Genomic DNA, 16386 nt, shown 5'->3' on the forward strand with positions numbered 1-16386 from the left:
GTCGATTTCCATGCGGAGGCAACGAGCGAAAAGATTGCGATGGGATGGCATCTTGACGGAAAGGCATCCGTTGTCGTCGGGACGCATACACATGTCCAGACTGCTGATGATCGTATTTTGCCAGGTGGTACAGCCTATTTGACGGATGCAGGAATGACGGGGCCGTATGATGAAATATTGGGGATGAAAAAAGAAGATGTCATCTATCGATTCAGAACGAACTTGCCTGTCCGGTTTGAAGTGCCCAAAAAAGGGCGCGGCCAATTAAGTGGGCTGTTCGTAGAGTTGAATGACCAAACAGGGAAAGCGGTCGCAATCGAGCGTATTATGATCAATGAGGATCACCGATTCGAAGCATGAAGTGAGTCTAATCATCTCCTTCTTTTCATAAGATGACGTATGGATAAATACATTCCATAGACATCGTGAAAACAAGGAGGAAACATGGTGAGTCCATTGAAGGTATCATCCCGCTCTAATCCGAATTCCGTCGCAGGAGCACTCGTAGCGGTAATCAGGGATCAAGGGTATGCGGAAATGCAGGCGGTCGGCGCCGGCGCATTAAACCAGGCCATCAAAGCGGTCGCGATAGCACGCGGCTTTGTCGCCCCAAGCGGAAGCGACCTCGTTTGCGCCCCGGCATTTACCGATATTGAAATTAATGGTGAGGGAAGAACAGCATTGAAGCTGTTAGTGGAAAAAAGAAAGAGAAGTTAAGAAAGAAATGTAAAATTCGGATACTTTAATGACCGAAAATCGCCAGAACGGCTCGCTTTCCGCGGGCGTTGCCTTAGCCTCCTCGGCGCTTGCGCCTGCGGGGTCTTCGGCTAACGCTTTTCCCGCAGGAGTCTCGCCTTTTCTGGCGATTTTCTAGATTCACCTATTTAAGCAAGTGAAGGGGCAAATAGCTCCATTCACTTGTTTTATTATTAGCTCAATAAATGTATTACTATTACTGTGAAATATCTTTGCTTAACATAATTGCTTACGTTATAGGATGTGTGATTGTCTGGAGGTTCCGTTGATTGAAGCGCGAGGCGGCGACTCCTGCGAAAGCCGTAGCGAAGAACGGCTTTTGCGAGTAAAAGCGAAGCGTTACGAGCACAGCGTAGTAGGCTGCCTTAATTTCTGCAAAGAGCGCAGAAATACGGCAAATCGAACCCTGCGCTGTTCGATTGGCTCAAGCCATGCCCGCGGAAAGCGTGCGCCGGAACGGAAAGCAACAGTCCGTTGATAGTATTTAGTCCTTTAATACTTTTTAAAAAGCAAATAATTTAGGAGAACACTTGACTACACGTAAGAAAGCGTCCGCCTGAAGCGGAAATCAACAGTTTTAGAAGCATTCAGAAGAGAAACGATCCAATTTTTTTCGGAAACGGGACAAACCTTTATGTATCACTGTCACACAGTTGCCTAAATCGCCCGCAATTCCGTAAATGAAAAAATCCCGCCACTTCAAAGTGGTAAGAAGTTCATGTATAATGAAGTCGAATCTGTTCAATTCCCACAAGGTTTGAAGAAAGGGGAAGTTTTTGCATGAATGAAGAACAACGCCTGCAAGCCGGGCTTGTCAAACCGGATACAGTGAAAACTGCATCTGCACCGGAAAAGGACTATAGTAAATATTTCGAGACTGTCTATACACCTCCATCCTTGAAGGATGCGAAAAAGCGCGGGAAAGAGGAAATTGCTTACCATGACGATTTCCAAATTGATGAGCGTTTTCTCGGTATGGGTGCTGGACGTAAATTTTATATCCGTACATACGGTTGTCAAATGAACGAACATGATACCGAGGTGATGGCGGGCATCTTCACAGGTCTAGGTTACGAAGCGACGGACACGGTGGACGATGCGGATGTCATTCTGTTGAATACATGTGCAATCCGGGAAAATGCGGAAAATAAGGTGTTTGGCGAATTGGGACATCTGAAGCCATTGAAGCTTGAAAGGCCGGATCTACTGATTGGCGTATGCGGCTGCATGTCACAGGAGGAATCAGTCGTCAATAAAATCCTTAAAACATACGATCAAGTCGATATGATTTTCGGGACGCATAACATCCATAGATTGCCTAATATTCTGCATGAAGCATATATGTCAAAAGAAATGGTCGTTGAAGTATGGTCAAAGGAAGGAGATATCATTGAAAACCTTCCAAAAGTCCGTCACGGCAATATAAAAGCATGGGTCAACATCATGTACGGCTGCGATAAGTTCTGCACGTATTGCATCGTACCGTATACACGCGGGAAAGAGCGCAGCAGACGGCCGCAAGATATCATCCAGGAAGTCAGGCAGCTTGCCGCACATGGATACAAGGAAATCATGCTCCTCGGGCAAAATGTCAATGCGTACGGAAAAGATTTCGATGATATTGATTACCGCTTAGGGGATTTGATGGATGATCTTCGCCAAATCGATATTCCGCGCATCCGCTTTACGACGAGCCATCCAAGGGATTTCGACGATCACCTTATTGAAGTTCTCGCAAAAGGCGGAAACTTGCTCGACCATATTCATTTGCCTGTCCAATCGGGGTCAAGCGATATTTTGAAAATCATGGCACGGAAGTATTCGAGGGAACAGTTTTTGGAGCTTGTCTCCAAAATTAAGACTGCCATCCCGGATGTCACATTGACAACAGATATTATTGTCGGCTTCCCGAACGAAACGGACGAGCAGTTTGAAGAAACGCTCTCTTTGTACAAGGAAGTCGGGTTCGAAATGGCATATACGTATATTTATTCACCGCGCGAAGGAACTCCTGCTGCTAAAATGGTGGACAATATACCGATGGAAGTGAAAAAGGAACGTCTACAACGCCTCAACAAGCTCGTCAACGATATGTCGGCCGAAGCGATGAAGCCTTATAAAGGAAAAATCGTCAAGGTGCTTGTAGAGGGAGAAAGTAAAAGGAATTCTGATGTACTAGCCGGTTATACCGAGAAGAATAAACTCGTCAATTTCAAAGCACCGCGCTCGGTGATTGGCGAAATTGTCAATGTGAAAATAACAGATGCCAAAACATGGTCGCTCGATGGCGAATTTATCGGTGTCGTAAAAGAGGAAAAGGTGATGTCATAATGGAAAAGCTTTACACGAAAGCAGAGATAATCGAAAAAGCGCGGGAAATTGCACATATGATAGCAAATACGGAGCAAGTTGAATTTTTCAAACGTGCGGAAGAACAAATCAATGAAAACCAAAAAATCCGTGAAAAGATTGCGAGCTTGAAATCATTGCAAACGCAAGCTGTCAATTTCCAAATGTATGAAAAAGAGAGGGCTCTTGCGATTATTGAAGGGAAGATCGAAACGATTCAAGCAGAAATCGACGAAGTGCCGATCGTGCAGGAATTCAAGCAATCGCAAATCGACGTAAACCAACTTCTTCAGTTGGTCTCGAACACAATCGCTAACAGTGTGACGGATGAAATCATTGAATCCACTGGCGGAGATGTACGGCGCGGCGAAACTGGATCTTATGTAAGAAACACGAAACAAAAGCCATTATCATAATGTAGACCGATGAGGATAATTTCCTCGTCGGTTTTTTCACTTTCTGGGCTTCTGGTGCATAGGATAAATAGACGTCAACGAAGGAGGAAGCGAACTGAAGAATCTACGGCAAATTGTGACGAAGGCAGTCATTGCAAAAGGGAAGTTGCGGACGGAATCGAGTGTCTCTCTGAAGCCGCCGAATAATCCGTCAAGCATATTGGGCTGTTGGGTGATCAACCACACGCATCATGCAAAAAAAGTGGGACGATACATCGAAGTGACTGGGAAGTTTGATGTGAATGTGTGGTATTCGCACCATGACCACTCCAAAACTTCTGTCTACTCGGAATCGGTGCCGTATAAGGATAGGATACGACTCCATTATCGGGACGAACCGGTATCCGGCCAGGAAGAAATTATCGTCAACGTTGTCCAGCATCCGAATTGCACAGAGGCTCTCATCTCTGAGTGCGGAGAAAAATTCATCATTAAAGTGGAAAGGGAATTGGTGGCTGAAGTAGTTGGTGAAACAAAAGTGTGCATCACTGTTCATCCTCATCAATTCGAAGAGGAATGGTCATTCAAAGATGAATCGTCTTCCCATCATGGCCACGAACATGAACACCACAAAACAGATGAAGAGAAACGTCATGATGACCGAGGGAAAGATTCACGTCCGTTTTAAGCCGGAAGGAGCATCCGGCTTTTTTTTATTGTGATTACTCCGGATTTTCCGCATTGATACTGTGGAGCAGCATGTTTTGATATACTATAAGAAAATGAAAGATTAGCGAGGTTCTGGAATGACTACATATACACCGATGATTCAACAATACTTACAAGTGAAAGGGGAATACGAGGATGCGTTCCTCTTTTTCCGTTTGGGAGACTTCTATGAAATGTTTTTCAACGATGCAATCGAAGCATCCAACATCCTTGAAATTACATTGACGAGCAGAGACGGAGGAAGCGCGGACAAAATCCCGATGTGCGGAGTGCCTTTCCATTCAGCTGAAGGCTATATCGAGACATTGGTCTCGAAGGGTCATAAAGTCGCAATCTGTGAACAGACAGAGGATCCGAGAGCAGCGAAAGGAATTGTTAAGCGGGAAGTTGTAAAAGTGGTTACACCAGGAACGATCACTGAAGGAAAATCCCTGGATGCCAATGCAAATCATTTCATCGGGGCTGCAGACCAGTTGGATGAAAGACGTTATGCGCTAGCGTATGTCGACCTGGCGACAGGTGAAGGGAAAGCCGAAATCGTAACAGGTGATGAACGGACATTGATCGGCGAGATTGAAGCGCTTGGTATGAAGGAAATTGTTGTTAGGGAACGGTTGCATATCACCTTAAACGAGTGGATGGCCAAAAGGGATATCGTCCTTTCGATGGAAAATGGAGAAACGGACGACAATTCCAAAAGCATCCAAACGCAAATTCCCCATGAATTGAGTGAGGCGTGCGATGTTCTGGTTTCTTATTTGAAACGTACGCAAAAGTCTTCTTTGGAGCATCTGCGTCCTTTTGAATACATACAGAAATCAGGCAAGCTTTCTATCGATGCCAATTCGATGCGCAATCTTGAGCTCGTTCAATCGATCCGGAATGGAAGCAAAGACGGAACGCTATTCTGGCTTTTGGATGAGACGTCAACGGCGATGGGCGCTCGTAAATTGAGAATATGGATCCATCAGCCACTAGCCGACAGGACTGCGATCGAGGACAGGCTTTCAATCGTATCCGACTTGATCGAAGACTATTTCCTTCGTGATGATTTGAAAACCTCCTTAAAGGAAGTATATGACCTTGAACGTTTGTCAGGAAGGATTTCTATGGGAAGTGCAAGCGGGAGGGATCTAGCGCAGTTGCGAAATTCCCTTCGAAAGGTGCCCCATTTGAAAAATGCTTTACAGCAGTCCGGCCACGAACGGCTGCAACGATTTTCTGAACAGATTGATCCGTGTTCAGAAGCACTCTCTCTTTTGGAGGCGTCGATTGCGGAGAATCCACCTCTTTCTGTGAAAGAAGGCGGCATCATCAAAGACGGCTATCACGAAAAGTTGGACCAATACAGGGATGCATCCAGAAACGGAAAGGAATGGCTTGCGGGACTTGAACGCGAGGAACGGGAACGTACAGGCATTAAAAACTTGAAGATCGGTTACAACCGCATTTTCGGGTATTTCATTGAAATTACAAAATCCAATATCCATCTGGCGGATTTGAGCCGCTATGAACGTAAGCAGACGCTAGCCAATGCAGAGCGCTATATCACATCCGAGTTGAAGGAAAAGGAAGACCTGATCCTGAACGCCGAAGCGGAAGGTCAGGAACTTGAATATTCCCTTTTCTGCACGGTGCGTGATGAAATGAAAAACCATATTCGGAGAGTCCAACAATTGGCGGGAGTCCTTTCTGAGCTGGATGTCCTGCTGTCATTCGCGGAGGTGTCGGAGAAGCAACGTTTCGTCAAGCCGCAATTCCATAATGGCCGGGCATTGGAAATTAAAAACGGACGACATCCTGTGGTCGAAAAGATGATGGATCATTCATTATACGTGCCGAACAGCTGCACATTGACCGAAGAGGCAAACATGCTGCTCATCACCGGTCCGAACATGTCCGGTAAAAGTACATTCATGCGACAAGTCGCCTTGACGGTCATCATGGCCCAAATCGGCTGTTATGTGCCTTGCGAGTCCGCTACTTTACCTGTGACTGATCAGATTTTCACAAGGATTGGTGCGGCGGATGATCTTGCATCCGGCCAAAGTACATTCATGATGGAAATGATGGAATCCAAGTATGCTATTTCTAATGCAACCGAGAATAGCTTGCTTCTCTTCGATGAAATCGGCAGAGGGACGTCGACGTATGACGGAATGTCCCTTGCGCAGGCGATGATGGAATTCATCCATGATGAAATCGGTGCAAACACATTGTTTTCAACACATTATCACGAGCTGACTAAGCTCGACATGGATTTGGAAAAGCTCGTAAATGTCCATGTTGCCGCGATGGAGCAGGAGGGGAGAGTTGTCTTCCTCCACAAAGTGATGGCAGGTCCGGCGGATAAAAGCTACGGGATCCATGTTGCACAATTGGCCGGCCTTCCGGAAGGAATCGTTGTCCGCGCGAAAGAGCTGCTAGACGTTTTTGAGAGCGGAGAACAGACAGCTGCCGCTTCTTCGGCATCCGAGCAATTGACGTTCTTCGACTTGAAGGAAGAAACCGATGCAATATCGGAAGCGGACAAAGATGTTTTAGAGCAGATGAAACAGGCGGACTTATTGAATATGACGCCGATGCAGGCAATGAACTTGATCCTTGATTGGCAAAAACAATTAAGCACATCTACTAAAGCGGACTGAACGTTTACGTCCCATTGCCTATTGAAATTCATTTCTACGACGAACAGATATAAGGAGGGATCCAATGGATATCATTTCAGTCATGGATGATTCATTATCCAATAAAATTGCCGCAGGGGAAGTCGTCGAGCGACCGGCCTCGATTGTGAAGGAATTGGTCGAGAACTCGATTGACGCGGACAGCACATCGATTGAAATTGCGCTTGAAGAAGCAGGTCTCACGTCCATTCGGGTGACCGATAATGGAAAAGGGATGTCACGTCACGATGCCGTCCTTGCATTTGAGCGCCATGCAACGAGCAAAATATCAAATGAGCACGATCTGTTTCGGATTAGGACTTTAGGATTCAGAGGGGAGGCGCTCGCCAGTATCGCTTCCGTATCCAAGGTCAGCCTCTTTACGTCTGATGGTGAAACAGAAGGGACGGAAGTGCAGCTAGACGGCGGTAACCTTCTCAAGCAGTCAAATGCAGCATTCAGAAAAGGGACCGATATGACAGTATCGCAACTCTTCTATAACACACCAGCCAGGCTGAAGTATATGAAAACGATCCAGACCGAGCTTGGCCACACGATAGATCTTGTCAACCGCCTAGCGCTTAGCCATCCCCATATCTCTTTTAAGCTGTCCCATCATAGCCAGATTGTCCTGCATACGTCTGGCAGCGGGGATCGGCGGAAGGTCCTTACAGATATTTACGGCATGGCGGTCGCGCGGAAGATGGTGCCATTTGCTGGAGAAAATGCCGATTTCAAAGTGGATGGATACGTCACATTGCCCGAAATGACAAGGGCATCGAAAAACTATATGACCCTCATCGTCAACGGAAGATGGGTGAAAAGCTATGCTGCGAACCAGGCAGTACTCGATGGCTTGCACACTTATTTGCCGATCGGACGCTTCCCGATTTCGGTCATCAACGTAGAAACAGATCCATTTTTAACGGATGTCAACGTCCATCCTTCCAAACAGCATATTCGGCTAAGCAAAGAGGGCGAGCTGTTTGCCCTTATAAAATCATCTGTCCGCGAAGCGGTGAAACGGTCAATTATCGTTCCGGATGCTATAAAGCGGGAACCTGTCAAAAGGATGCCGTCCGAGCAAGTGACGATCTGGAATGAATTCCAGTCGGCAAGTGTGCAAAAGGAATCGGAAGTTGAACAAAAGAAGGTGGAAGTTGAGCAAGTAGAGCCGGAGAGTAAGATCGATGCTTTGGAGGCGAAACCGATTCAGACCGTATACGAACCCGTGGAAGAAGCGACTTTGCAAACGGTTCAGCCCGAAAAAGTAATGGAAGTCCGAGAAGAAACAGAAGAGCCGGAAGCACAGATAATACCTGCTCCTGAAACGATCGAAAAGAAGGAAAAAAGATTCCCGTCGCTCGTACCTGTGGGCCAAGTCCATGGCACGTATATTGTTGCTCAAAATGAAGACGGATTTTACATGATCGATCAGCACGCTGCCCAAGAACGGATCAAGTATGAATTCTTCAGGGATAAGCTGAATCGAGTGGAAATGGATGAAAGGCAGTTGCTGTTAATGCCGCTCATCTTCCATTATTCAGGCGACGATATGGTGAAAATTGAAGAGAATCGGGAAGCGCTGAATGAAGTAGGCGTCTTTCTTGAGGAATTCGGTCCTTCCTCTTACACAGTTAAGGAATATCCCGCATGGTTTCCAGCAGGAGAAGCGTCGTCTCTTATCGAAGATTTAATAGAGCAAGTGCTGACGAATCGGAGAACCGATATCGGCAAACTGCGGGAAGAGACAGCGATCATGATGAGCTGCAAACGTTCCATCAAAGCGAATCATTATTTAACGATTGCAGATATGGAAAGGCTGCTAAACGATTTGTCGCTTGCGGAAAATCCATATACATGCCCACATGGAAGACCGGTCCTCATCCATTTTTCGACTTATGAAATTGAAAAGATGTTTAAGAGGGTAATGTAATGCATAAGTGGCGGTATATTTGTTTTTTGTAGGAATCCTATAGCTGAACAAGGGAGAGGGTAGACAATGGGGGAGTTCATATTAACGATCGACCAAGGCACGACAAGTACGAGGGCAATCCTTTTCAATCGGAAAGGCGAGATTGTGCATACCGCGCAGCGAGAATTCAGGCAGATTTTCCCTAAGCCGGGTTGGGTGGAGCATAATGCTAGTGAGATATGGGGCTCCGTCTTATCTGTCATCGCTTCGGTTTTAACCGAAAGCGGACATCAGCCGGAAGATATCGATGGAATCGGCATTACAAACCAACGGGAGACGACAGTCATATGGGACAAAACGACTGGACAACCTGTCTACAACGCAATCGTTTGGCAATCACGACAGACGCAGGCTATTATCGATGAATTGAGAAAAGCCGGGAAGGAAGAGAGCATCCGTCAAAAGACGGGTTTGCAGCTTGATCCCTATTTTTCCGGATCGAAAGTGAAATGGATCCTTGATGAAGTGGAAGGAGTACGAGCGCGGGCAGAAAGAGGGGAGCTGCTCTTTGGGACGATTGATTCGTTTCTTATATGGAAGCTGTCAAATGGGGCAGTCCATGTAACCGACTACTCTAATGCTTCACGGACGATGCTTTTCAATATCCATGAACTGAAGTGGGATAAAGACATTTGCGAACTATTGGGTATCCCGATGGCCATGTTGCCAGAAGTTAAGATGTCCTCCGAAATTTATGCACATACCGATCCATCTGTATTTTTCGGCGCTTCCATCCCGATTGCCGGAGCAGCAGGCGATCAGCAATGCGCTTTGTTCGGGCAAGCATGTTTTCATGAAGGCATGGCTAAAAATACGTACGGAACAGGTTGCTTCATGCTGTTGAATACGGGGGAGCAGCCAGTGACTTCCGATAATGGACTTCTGACAACGATTGCCTGGGGGCTGGATGGCAAGATTACATATGCGCTCGAAGGCAGTGTGTTCGTTGCAGGCTCCGCTATCCAATGGCTCAGGGACGGGATGCGTATGATCAACAAGGCATCAGATTCAGAAACGTACGCGAACCGCATAGCATCCACGGACGGTGTTTATGTAGTGCCGGCATTCGTAGGGCTAGGGACGCCGTATTGGGATTCGGATACGAGAGGGGCTGTGTTCGGGTTGACTAGGGGTACGGAAAAAGAGCATTTCATACGGGCGACGGTTGAATCGCTGGCATACCAAACGAAAGACGTGCTGTTGACGATGGAAAAGGACGCTAGTATCGATATCGATATTTTACGAGTTGACGGCGGCGCTGTCGCGAATACATTCCTTATGCAATTCCAAAGTGACTTGCTGCAGATCGAAGTGGAGCAATCGGCATATTTGGAAACGACAGCAGTTGGAGCGGCTTATCTTGCGGGGCTTGCAACCGGATTTTTCGAATCTTGCGAATCCGTCGAAGCATTATGGGCTGGTGATAGGACCTATTCACCTAAGATGGAAGTGGAAGAGCGTGATGCTCTATACAACGGCTGGAAAAAGGCGGTTCAGGCGGCTCGGCTATTCAAATCTTGACTGGAGGAGAGCGAAGAATGTTATCATCGATCACAAGACCGAAAGTGAAACAGTTCATGCGCGACTATCAGTTTGATCTGCTTGTCATCGGAGGTGGGATCACCGGCGCCGGCATAGCGTTGGATGCGGTGACAAGGGGATTATCCGTCGCCTTGATCGACATGCAGGATTTTGCGGCGGGTACATCAAGTCGATCGACGAAACTCATCCATGGCGGCTTGCGGTATTTGAAACAAATGGAGTTGAAAATCGTTTCTGAAACCGGCAAGGAAAGGGATATCGTATATCGCAATGCCCTTCATGTGACTGAGCCCGAGCGTATGCTTCTCCCTTTCCATAAAGGCGGTTCATTCGGAAAGCTGACAACGTCCGCAGGATTATTCGTCTATGATAAGCTGGCGGGTGTGAAAAAAGAGGAGCGACGGGAAATGCTGTCGGCCGAAGAAACGCTTGCTATGGAGCCGTTAATCAGGGAAGAAGGACTGCTTGGCGGCGGGTATTACGTCGAATATCGGACGGATGATGCGCGGCTGACGATTGAAGTTTTGAAAAAAGCTGCTCAAAAAGGTGCACTTTGCTTGAATTACATGAAAGCAGAGCAATTTCACTATCATGACGGAAAAGTATCGGGGCTAGCAGCCAGGGACACGCTTACCGGCGAGTCGTTGGATATCAGCGCCTCTGTTGTTGTCAATGCCACAGGTCCTTGGGTGGATGAAGTGCGGGAGAAGGATGAAGTATCAAACGATAAACGTCTCCGGCTGACGAAAGGGACACATATTGTCATAGATCAGGCGATTTTTCCATTACGTCAAGCGATTTATTTTGATGCGCCGGACGGAAGGATGATATTTGCCATACCGAGAGGCAATAAAGCCTATATCGGCACAACTGACACTTTTTTTGATGGGGATCGGACTAACCCTGTTGCGACTGAAGAGGACATTTCCTATCTTCTTGATTCACTTCATTATATGTTCCCTTCCGTCAACGCAGGACGTAACGATATCGAATCGACTTGGGCAGGTGTGAGGCCGCTTATTTACGAGGAAGGGAAGGACGCATCCGAAATTTCGCGCAAAGATGAAATTTGGGAAGCGGGTACGGGATTGATCACAATTGCAGGCGGTAAATTGACCGGCTACCGTAAAATGGCAGAAACTGTCGTCGATCATGTCGAGAAGCGATTTCCAACTACGTCGTTCGGTCCATGTATAACAGAACACCTCCTACTGTCTGGAGGCGATTTTGAAAGTGAGGAACAGTTCGCCATTTTCCTTGAAAGTAAATCCAATGAAGCCGAATTATACGGACTCGCCAAGGAAGAAGGAAAGATGCTCGCCTCCTTGTATGGAACGAATGTCGATCACGTTCTGAACTATATCAGTGCCGTTTCAACAGAAAACACAGTATTGCCTCCCGCATGGAAAGCTGAAATCCTCTATGCAATCCATTATGAAATGGCAATGACGCCGTCTGACTTTTTCATACGGAGAAAGGGTGATATCTTTTTCAACATCGCGTATGTCAAACTGTATAAAGAAGCGGTGACAGACTATATGGGAGCCATCCTATCTTATACAGAAGCAACAAAAGCGCGTTACCTATCCCAACTGGAGCAACATATAAAAGAAGCCGAGGGAAAGGTCGGTGAGCGCGTTTGAATGAGCTGACGCTCACGATGTCAGATGGTTTTTCGATTCATACGGTTTACGTACAACCCGAGGAACGACCGATTGCACATATTCATCTTCTGCATGGCATGGCGGAGCATATAGTACGTTATGAAGAGTTCATAACGTACCTCTTAGGAGAAGGTTTCGCCGTATCCGGGCACGACCATCGCGGACATGGTCAGACAGCATCTATAAATGGGAAATTAGGCCATTTCGGCGATGCGTCCGGTTTCGATCGAATTGTTGAAGACGCGCATGAAATCATCGGCTTTTACCGGGACAAATTCCAAGCCCCAAAAGTGATCCTTTTCGGACATAGCATGGGGTCATTCGTCGCAAGAAGGTATGCGCAAAGATTTGGAAGAGAACTTGACAAACTTATTTGTTCAGGCACTGCAGGTGATCCAGGAGTGAGCCGAATCGGAGGACAAGCACTGGCGTTGTTGAAAGGCAAGGCAACAAAATTTGACGAGCCGGATTATTTCATAAATAAATTAGTGTTCGGCGGGTTCAATAAAGTAGTCGATTCACCGAAAACGCCCTTCGATTGGCTAACGTCAGACAAAGAAACGGTTGAGAAATATATCAATGACCCGTTATGCGGTTTCGTGCCAACAACCCGCTTTTTCATCGATTTGTTCGACGGGCTGGCAAAAATAAATGACCCGGACTGTATCCGGCAAATACCAAACGGATTGCCGATTCTACTTCTTTCCGGCACGGACGATCCTGTCGGCAATAAAGGAAAAGGCATTTGGCAGGCGGCACGGCAATTTACCGAATTCGGTATCGACAATATTACTGTCATGCTATATGAAGGCGGCCGTCATGAAATGCTGAACGAAGTGAATCGGCAACAAGTATTTCATTTTATAAAGGATTGGATAAAAGAAGGATGAAACAATCAGATAAAGTCATCGCAATTGTCGGACCGACCGCATCGGGCAAAACATCGCTGAGCATTGAACTAGCAAAAAGGCTCGATGGAGAAATTATCAATGGCGACGCGTTGCAAGTATATAAAGGTTTAAATATCGGAACTGCAAAAATCACAGAGGATGAAAAGGAAGGGATTCCTCATCATCTTTTCGACATCAAGGAACCGACAGATCCATTCTCCGTTGCTGAATACCAATCGGTGGTGAGGAAATGTATTGAAGATATCCGAAGCCGAGGTAAGCAGCCGATCATCGTCGGCGGGACCGGTTTGTACATCCAGTCAGTCCTATTCGATTTCAGATTTACTGAAGAGGCCGGGGATGAAGAGGTCAGAGCTGAACTGGAAAAAGAAATGGAAACGGAAGGCGGCGCAGAGCGATTGTATAACCGTCTTCAGCATTTGGACCCTTCCAGTGCGAAAAAAATCCATCCGAATAACCATCGGCGGTTGATCCGGGCACTTGAAATCATTGAAGTGACGGGGAAAACGAAAAACGAGCATGAGCAAGGGGCTGGTGAAGCACTCGTTTTTGAACATCTGATTGTTGGCCTTACATTGGACCGGGAGGTTCTCTATGAGAGGATCAATCTACGGGTGGATCAAATGATGGAGGATGGCTTGCTGGAAGAGGCGAAAGGCTTGTGGAAAAATGGCATCCGCGGTGTCCAGTCCATTCAAGCAATCGGATATAAGGAGTTATATCAACATTTTGAAGGCTTGATTTCACTGGAAGAAGCCGTAGAGCTGATCAAGAAACATACTCGCCACTATGCGAAACGTCAAATGACGTATTTTCGAAACAAAGTGGACATTTCCTGGTTCGATGCAAATTCGGACAAAGAAAAAATTGTGGATGGAATTTTAACGATTTTGAAGGATTTTGATGAGGTTGAATCGAATAAGTAAAAAGGCAAGAGAAATATAGAAGCAATTGGAGGCTGGGGTGTATGTCACAAGGCAATATGCAAGAAACCTTTTTGAACTCATTACGCAAAAATAACACGTTTGTCACTGTATTCTTATTGAATGGTTTTCAGTTGAAAGGTCTTATCAAATCATATGATAATTACACCGTTCTATTGGAATCGGACGGTAAGCAGCAATTGATTTACAAGCATGCTATTTCGACGTATGTGCCTGCAAAACTGGTAGTGTTAAAGGACGAAGCATAGAAACATATGTCCCAATGGAGGAACAGGTCATCATGCCTGTTCCTTTTTCCAATGGGTTTATTTAGGAATCACTCCGAGGCAACTCCCAGTGATAGCGGTACGAAAGGATGCGTAAAGTCGCCACAACTACGAGCAATGCATATAATGCCCAATCATTCCCGTGAAGTCCGATACCAACAAAAAATCCAGCACCAGCCGCCCAAACTGCATAAATATCTCTTTTAAAGACGAGAGGGCGCCTGCCAGCTAGTAGATCTCGAATCACTCCTCCGCCTGCACCTGTCAACACGGCAGCAACCATTACTGCGAACAGCGACATATTCATATTGACCGCTAGCATTGCCCCCTGAATGGCAAAAGCCGCTAATCCGATGGCGTCAAAATACGTACCCCATCGATTCCAATGATTAATGATCGTTTTTGAAAAAAAGAAAATGAAAGTTATTAAAATGGACGCAACAATGAAAAGGAAATTCTGACTCCATAATACGGATGCCGGCAGCCCAAGAAGTACATTCCGCACTGCCCCGCCACCGAATGCTGTAACCATCCCCAAAATATAGACGCCGAAAATATCATATTTCTCTTCTTGTGCAACTAACGCACCGGAAATGGCAAAAGCCGCAGTACCGATAAAACTGAAAACTTCCCAAGCCAATTATGCTCCTCCTCAAAATCAATTACGCCTCGGCGTAATTGCGTCCAGATTTTTTATCGAGCTTGCTCGATAAACTCCCCTAAAAATCTGTGACATCCGCCGGAGGCTTAACTTAATTCAGCCAAGTTTTGAACTCCCACTGAACCGTTGGTATTTCTATATTCATCCCTCAACTAACAGAAGTGGGGACTTCCGCTGAATTAAGTCAAACAATTCATATTGTATATCAAAATATGGACACCGCCAATACCGATCGTTTTCCATTGACCTATTCCATGAGACTGATAAGATATGATAGTGACTACATGTAGGAATGAGGAAATTGAAATGATGATACATGAATTTGCTTCTGAAATCGAAATGAAGGCGGAAGCGACTGAACAAAAACTGGCCCCTTATTTTAAAGACATTGAAAAGACGGCTTTTTTCAACCAGCGGAAAGTACTGGCTGCCTTCCGAAAAAATATGGTAAGTGACTTTCATCTGACTGGCTCGACAGGCTACGGATATGATGACAGCGGCCGAGATGTGCTTGAACAAGTATATGCGGATACGTTCGGAGCGGAAGCCTGTCTCGTTCGAAACCAGATCATCTCCGGCACACATGCCATCTCACTGAGTTTGTTTGGCGTGCTGCGGCCAGGGGATGAACTCCTATACATAACAGGCAAACCGTACGACACGCTAGAATCGATCGTATCGGGTAACGGTGAAGATACGGGATCGCTCATTGATTATGGAATCACATACAAACATATCGATCTGAAAGAGGACGGCTCTGTCGATTTCGAAGAAGTGAAGAAAAATATCCATAGCAAGACGAAAATGATTGGTATTCAACGTTCAAAAGGGTACTCGGACCGTCCTTCGTTCCATGTCGAAGAAATCGGGGAAATGGTCCGCTATGTCAAATCGGTCAATCCTGAAATTATCGTATTTGTTGATAATTGCTATGGGGAATTTGTGGAAACGAAAGAGCCTATTGAAGTAGGTGCTGATCTGATGGCAGGATCGCTCATCAAAAATCCAGGTGGAGGGCTTGCTAGAACCGGTGGATATATCGCTGGACGTGCAGACCTTGTAAAAAAATGTGCCTATCGTATGACATCACCAGGAATTGGAGCGGAAGCAGGTGCATCACTAGATACGCTGCTGGAAATGTACCAAGGCTTCTTCATTGCGCCTCATGTCGTCAGTCAAGCTGTGAAAGGCGCCTTTTTCACAGCAGGTTTCCTTGATGGCTTCGGGTTCGACACAACACCACATTATTCGGCTGCACGGACTGATTTGATACAGTCCGTCAATTTCGGCAATGCTGAGCAGATGATCGCATTCTGTCGGACAATCCAAGAGAACTCGCCGATAAATGCGCATTATGCACCTGAACCATCTTATATGCCTGGCTATTCGGATGATGTAATCATGGCGGCTGGGACATTCATACAAGGCTCGAGCATCGAACTTACAGCTGACGGCCCGATACGCCCGCCATATACGGCATATGTGCAAGGCGGACTAACCTATGAACACGTAAAAGCGGCGGGTATTT

The 16386-nt window shown here is 46.3% G+C and carries 14 protein-coding genes; 13 read left to right on the forward strand and 1 reads right to left on the reverse strand.

The genetic code is table 11. The annotated features are described in order from the left end of the window. The 12 genes from AWV70_RS24670 to hfq form a co-directional block, all read left to right on the forward strand. The coding region (locus AWV70_RS24670; protein WP_235588683.1) for a YmdB family metallophosphoesterase at positions 1–360 on the forward strand (360 nt) is incomplete at its 5' end. 87 nt (positions 361–447) lie between these two features. Further along, positions 448–717 (forward strand): stage V sporulation protein S, encoded by a 270-nt coding sequence (locus AWV70_RS14675; protein ID WP_153010004.1) that lies wholly within the window; start codon positions 448–450, stop codon positions 715–717. An 819-nt stretch (positions 718–1536) separates the two neighbouring features. Beyond that, positions 1537–3087, forward strand: a complete 1551-nt coding sequence (gene miaB, locus AWV70_RS14685) for a tRNA (N6-isopentenyl adenosine(37)-C2)-methylthiotransferase MiaB (RefSeq protein WP_060208699.1) — start codon at positions 1537–1539, stop codon at positions 3085–3087. Further along, complete coding sequence (locus AWV70_RS14690; RefSeq protein WP_060208702.1) at positions 3087–3521, forward strand: RicAFT regulatory complex protein RicA family protein; 435 nt, start codon at positions 3087–3089, stop codon at positions 3519–3521. Before miaB ends, AWV70_RS14690 begins: the two co-directional genes overlap by 1 nt. Positions 3522–3636: 115 nt before the next feature. Continuing rightward, positions 3637–4188, forward strand: coding sequence for an outer spore coat protein CotE (gene cotE / locus AWV70_RS14695; RefSeq protein ID WP_235588684.1), 552 nt, complete (start codon positions 3637–3639; stop codon positions 4186–4188). Positions 4189–4306: 118 nt separating this feature from the next. After that, positions 4307–6877, forward strand: a complete 2571-nt coding sequence (gene mutS, locus AWV70_RS14700; protein WP_060208706.1) for a DNA mismatch repair protein MutS — start codon at positions 4307–4309, stop codon at positions 6875–6877. 64 nt (positions 6878–6941) lie between these two features. Further along, the gene (gene mutL, locus AWV70_RS14705) at positions 6942–8831 is read left to right on the forward strand and encodes a DNA mismatch repair endonuclease MutL (protein ID WP_060208708.1); all 1890 of its coding nucleotides are present in this window, start codon (positions 6942–6944) and stop codon (positions 8829–8831) included. Between the two features lie 66 nt (positions 8832–8897). Next, positions 8898–10391: a glycerol kinase GlpK gene (glpK, locus tag AWV70_RS14710; protein ID WP_060208711.1), complete on the forward strand. Its 1494-nt coding sequence runs from the start codon at positions 8898–8900 to the stop codon at positions 10389–10391. Between the two features lie 17 nt (positions 10392–10408). Beyond that, on the forward strand, positions 10409–12055 hold the full coding sequence (locus AWV70_RS14715; RefSeq protein WP_060208712.1) for a glycerol-3-phosphate dehydrogenase/oxidase: 1647 nt from the start codon (positions 10409–10411) through the stop codon (positions 12053–12055). Beyond that, positions 12052–12966 carry an alpha/beta hydrolase gene (locus tag AWV70_RS14720; RefSeq protein WP_060208715.1) on the forward strand — a complete coding sequence of 305 codons (915 nt, stop codon included), beginning with the start codon at positions 12052–12054 and terminating at the stop codon, positions 12964–12966. Before AWV70_RS14715 ends, AWV70_RS14720 begins: the two co-directional genes overlap by 4 nt. Next, the gene (gene miaA / locus AWV70_RS14725; RefSeq protein WP_060208717.1) at positions 12963–13913 is read left to right on the forward strand and encodes a tRNA (adenosine(37)-N6)-dimethylallyltransferase MiaA; all 951 of its coding nucleotides are present in this window, start codon (positions 12963–12965) and stop codon (positions 13911–13913) included. The genes AWV70_RS14720 and miaA overlap by 4 nt, the downstream gene beginning before the upstream one ends. A gap of 41 nt (positions 13914–13954) precedes the next feature. Beyond that, positions 13955–14179 (forward strand): RNA chaperone Hfq, encoded by a 225-nt coding sequence (hfq, locus tag AWV70_RS14730; protein WP_060208719.1) that lies wholly within the window; start codon positions 13955–13957, stop codon positions 14177–14179. 61 nt (positions 14180–14240) lie between these two features. On the opposite strand, the gene AWV70_RS14735 is transcribed toward hfq, so the two are convergent. Continuing rightward, positions 14241–14837, reverse strand: coding sequence for a trimeric intracellular cation channel family protein (locus AWV70_RS14735; protein ID WP_060208722.1), 597 nt, complete (start codon positions 14835–14837; stop codon positions 14241–14243). Between the two features lie 360 nt (positions 14838–15197). Between AWV70_RS14735 and AWV70_RS14740 the strand changes: the two genes are divergently transcribed. Further along, a partial coding sequence (locus tag AWV70_RS14740; protein WP_414714841.1) for an aminotransferase class I/II-fold pyridoxal phosphate-dependent enzyme occupies positions 15198–16386 on the forward strand: 1189 nt, incomplete at its 3' end.

The organism is Sporosarcina koreensis, assembly GCF_001531445.1.
Lineage (GTDB): Bacteria > Bacillota > Bacilli > Bacillales_A > Planococcaceae > Sporosarcina > Sporosarcina koreensis_C.

What these genes read in the sequence shown, in the direction of transcription:
- miaB (WP_060208699.1), top strand. Translation starts at nt 1,537, where the DNA reads ATGAATGAAGAACAACGCCTGCAAGCCGGGCTTGTCAAACCGGATACA.
- AWV70_RS14690 (WP_060208702.1), top strand. Translation starts at nt 3,087, where the DNA reads ATGGAAAAGCTTTACACGAAAGCAGAGATAATCGAAAAAGCGCGGGAA.
- mutS (WP_060208706.1), top strand. Translation starts at nt 4,307, where the DNA reads ATGACTACATATACACCGATGATTCAACAATACTTACAAGTGAAAGGG.
- mutL (WP_060208708.1), top strand. Translation starts at nt 6,942, where the DNA reads ATGGATATCATTTCAGTCATGGATGATTCATTATCCAATAAAATTGCC.
- glpK (WP_060208711.1), top strand. Translation starts at nt 8,898, where the DNA reads ATGGGGGAGTTCATATTAACGATCGACCAAGGCACGACAAGTACGAGG.
- AWV70_RS14715 (WP_060208712.1), top strand. Translation starts at nt 10,409, where the DNA reads ATGTTATCATCGATCACAAGACCGAAAGTGAAACAGTTCATGCGCGAC.
- miaA (WP_060208717.1), top strand. Translation starts at nt 12,963, where the DNA reads ATGAAACAATCAGATAAAGTCATCGCAATTGTCGGACCGACCGCATCG.
- hfq (WP_060208719.1), top strand. Translation starts at nt 13,955, where the DNA reads ATGTCACAAGGCAATATGCAAGAAACCTTTTTGAACTCATTACGCAAA.